This is a genomic window from Pseudalkalibacillus sp. JSM 102089 (genome assembly GCF_041366475.1).
GTDB lineage: Bacteria > Bacillota > Bacilli > Bacillales > Guptibacillaceae > Guptibacillus > Guptibacillus hwajinpoensis_B.
On record NZ_JBEWYW010000029.1, the window covers coordinates 1 to 3,631 of the forward strand.

General features: G+C 35.3%; 4 protein-coding genes and 2 pseudogenes. 2 read left to right on the plus strand and 4 right to left on the minus strand.

What is annotated here, in order from left to right; all coding sequences use genetic code 11:
• Positions 1 to 151: 151 nt before the first annotated feature.
• From ABVF21_RS22605 to ABVF21_RS22620, 4 genes are all read right to left on the minus strand, one after another.
• The gene (locus ABVF21_RS22605; protein ID WP_371019062.1) at positions 152 to 709 is read right to left on the minus strand and encodes a YdcF family protein; all 558 of its coding nucleotides are present in this window, start codon (positions 707 to 709) and stop codon (positions 152 to 154) included.
• An 84-nt stretch (positions 710 to 793) separates the two neighbouring features.
• Entirely contained in the window at positions 794 to 955 is a 162-nt protein-coding gene (locus ABVF21_RS22610) for a hypothetical protein (RefSeq protein ID WP_371019063.1), read from the minus strand.
• A 105-nt stretch (positions 956 to 1,060) separates the two neighbouring features.
• Positions 1,061 to 1,528: a DinB family protein gene (locus tag ABVF21_RS22615; protein WP_371019064.1), complete on the minus strand. Its 468-nt coding sequence runs from the start codon at positions 1,526 to 1,528 to the stop codon at positions 1,061 to 1,063.
• Positions 1,529 to 1,716: 188 nt separating this feature from the next.
• Positions 1,717 to 2,295 (minus strand): hypothetical protein, encoded by a 579-nt coding sequence (locus ABVF21_RS22620; RefSeq protein ID WP_371019065.1) that lies wholly within the window; start codon positions 2,293 to 2,295, stop codon positions 1,717 to 1,719.
• Positions 2,296 to 2,624: 329 nt separating this feature from the next.
• On the opposite strand from ABVF21_RS22620, the pseudogene ABVF21_RS22625 reads away from it, so the two are divergent.
• Both ABVF21_RS22625 and ABVF21_RS22630 read left to right on the plus strand, forming a co-directional pair.
• Positions 2,625 to 3,023, plus strand: a pseudogene (locus tag ABVF21_RS22625) (ATP-binding protein); the annotation flags it as partial.
• Positions 3,024 to 3,104: 81 nt separating this feature from the next.
• Positions 3,105 to 3,631: pseudogene (locus ABVF21_RS22630) on the plus strand (IS21 family transposase); the annotation flags it as partial.

The following is a 3,631-nucleotide window of genomic DNA, read 5'->3' on the forward strand; positions in this document are numbered from 1 at the left end:
GCTTAGCGATATTGAAAGTATAATCATAATCAATAGGTTTCTTTTCATTATTTGGCCTCCCGGTTATTCTACAATCCTCCCTAAAGCCTACATAGACTTACAATTTATTAAGCAATCGCTCCGATTTTCTAGAAGACTCAGTATCAAGATATTATCGTCCAACCCATTTCGGAATAAAACCTCCAAAGTATTTACCAATCTTCTCTACCTCAGTCATGACCCGGCTTATACCAACTTCCGTGGTAAACCAATTCTCTTTAGTAATACCGAATCGGTCTTCAACTGGAGAAACCATAAAATTAGTGTTCTTTGGGAATACATCCTGATAACAAAGCAATGCTCTTCGTGAATGTCCTGCTTTACACACAATGATAACCTTTTCATATTTAATGCCTTTACTCTGTAATACTTCTAAAGAAAAACGTGCATTTTCTAAAGTATGCTGTGCTTCGTCTTCTCTAAGAATAGCTTCGTTAGGTACCCCCTTTGTAATACCAATGTTTCTTAGATACTCCCACTCAGATGTACCTACATGGGGTTTGTATCCCCCTGATGGAAGTATGTATGGTGCCATTCCATTCTTATATAGAAATGAAGCCTTTTCCATTAGCTGTGGATGATTAGCACCGGGTACTAATATGACGTCAGCTGCAAATACTTCAGTTTCAACGAAAATAAAGTCAGTGATACAATCATATGGATTAGACATTGCTATAACCCTTTCGTAAATAAACTTATGTAGGAAGAATAATCTATTTAACAATTGCTCCGAAGATGGTTCAATAATAATTTTTTACCTTTCATCAGATTTTTCTTCAAGATTTGTTTTAATGGTTTCTAGTAGTTCAATTTGTTTATTTTGTGTATCCAAAATTTTGTCAGTTATCTTACCCAATGTTTTAGTAATTGACCATAAAGCTATAAGTATAACGATAATAACTGCTAAAGCATTCAATTGCTTTCCCCCTTGCTTTATATCTATCTTTGTAAAAAACATCCTAGATCATCACTGTAAGTCATAAGCCTAATTAATACTGTAGAAGATAGGGTTTCTAGGAATTTATAAATCTCTAAATAGTAAATCGGATGATACTGGTTTTAACCCTATCTCTCTGGACCAAACAGAGATTTGACCAATATGATGTATTTCATGGGAGACTATATGTTTAATCAATTTGTCATAAGTATATGAAACTGTCTTGCCTTTCTTGGTTTTCACTTCTAAAATTCCAGGCGTATCTTTATGAGAAAGAGATTCTATAAAGCTTTTAGTTGTGTATTTCGTTTGCTCAGAGAATGCTTTCACTTCATCAATAGTTCTAATTTCTTTAATATCCTTAATAATAACAGGAGTGCCTTTCATTTGATTCACCCATATTTGTTCGCAATCAATTACATGAAACAAATTATGTATTATGCTGCCCATGCCACCAGTTCGTGTTTTTATTAATTCTTCATAAGCGATATTATCACACCACACAAACCAGTCATCTCTAATCTGCCAATTATATTGAAATAAGTCGATCAATACTTATCACTCCCAAAAATTATTCGTTTTATAATTTGTTACAATTAGATCCAAGCCTTACAAATTCGCTTTAATATAATGCTAATTATTTCAAATTATTGTAAATATAACAATCCTTTTTAAATTAAAAGGAGCTTATCCTATTACAGATAAGCTCCGATTTAATGGAAGATAGATTTCAAATGAAATCAATCAACTAGCCCATTCGCTATGTATTTATGGTTTTCAACATCAGCATAAACAATCACGTTATTTGTGGATGATGTACTTTTTGTAGGAAATGCAATAGCATAAACTTCTTCTCCTACTTTTGGATTCACTTCATTTGGTTGATTAGCTAGCATACTGTCTGTTAAATTCACTTTTGATATAGTCCCGTCTTCCCAATTCCCATCAATGAAATCCTTTTGATCCGATGATAATTGCCCCCAAACAACCTTCCTTACATCTTCATCTACAGTCCCATACCAAGAACTATTTTGAATTGTTAATTCTTCTGTTACTTCATATTCCGCAACTTTTTCTGTCTTTGGGGATTGATCTCCTATTGTGAATGCAATAATCCAACTGTCACTCTTTTCAACTGATGTAAGATTAATATCTTTAGGATACTTACCAACTCTATCTTTAAAGTCGTTTTCGAATTCTTCAAGAGCAACCTGAGTAGCCTGACCTAATCGATCAGGTTGATAAAATTCGTATGCCGAAACCAAAATTCCAATTAAAATAACAATACCAACAATGATACTTTTCTTTTTTTTGTTCAAAAGTAAAACTCCTCTCACTGACCAATGAAACTGACACAATTGAGTAACTCTCATTTTTTACATTTAAAGAACAATTGCACTTCTTCAAGAATCTTGAACAAACCTCTAATACCAATTATTTCAAACCCAGCTACATAACTCAATCTTTATTTCAAATTAAAAGGAGCCTATCTTATTACAGATTAACATATAACACTAATTTCTCCTCCAACACCCTAACCTCCAGTAAATAACCTTACAGACTATTTTACTAAAGTATTAGGTTAATAGAGCAAAAGTGTAAAATCTCATCAAGCGATTACTGTCAACTTTATTCTAGCGTTTACAACTTAGGATGCGCATTTGGAAACGCAGCATGTCGTCAGTTTTATAAGGTGAAATACATTCGACTGCCAGACTTACTAGACGAATTAGCCATCGCCAGAGGCGAAGGAGTTTATAGAAAGGTCATGGCAAAATATAAAAAAGTAAATCTACTTATATTAGACGAATGGCTTCTAACTCCGTTAAACGAAACAGAAGCGAGAGATCTTTTGGAAATTGTGGAAGCACGTCACCAACAAGGGTCTACTATTTTCTGTTCTCAATTTGATCCGCGAGGCTGGCATGAAAAGATAGGTGAAAGTACACTAGCTGATGCCATCCTAGATCGAATTGTTCACGATTCATATAGTATTGTCATTGACGGTGAAAAATCTATGAGAGAACGTTACGGTCTACAAAAATAGTATTATAGCCACTATCATTTATGATAGTGGCTCACTTATGGCACGAGTGGATCAATTTCTTGTCTTAAGTGGATCAAAAAGATGGCAGAGGTGGGTCTAACCCATGTCCTTCTTCAAGTTATCCAGCGGGCTAAAGAAAGAGGGTTAAAGGAGTTAGAGGATTCCATGAATAATCAGTGGCTTGGGACTTACTTGTTCCCTGAGAAACAAGCTATTGAAAAGGGATACTGCCCCGTTGATTTCGAGTGGGTTCACAAAGAACTTCAAAAGAAAAATGTCACCCTGACGCTTCTGCATAACGAATATGCCAGTGCAGCTAGAGAAGATGGAAAAGTCCCTTATGCCTATCGAACATTCGCTGAAAAATATGGGAACTTCGCAAAGAAGTATAAGCTAACCATGCCAATCAGAAGAAAGCCAGGCGAGATCTTAGAGGTGGACTGGGCAGGAACGACGCTTAAGATCATAGATCATTCGACCCGCGAGGTTATACCAGCGTATGTATTCATTGCAACCCTTCCCTACAGTCAGTTGAGTTATGTAGAGGCATTTCTTGATATGAAATCAACTTCCTGGCTGCGTGCACATATTCATGCATTCGAATATTT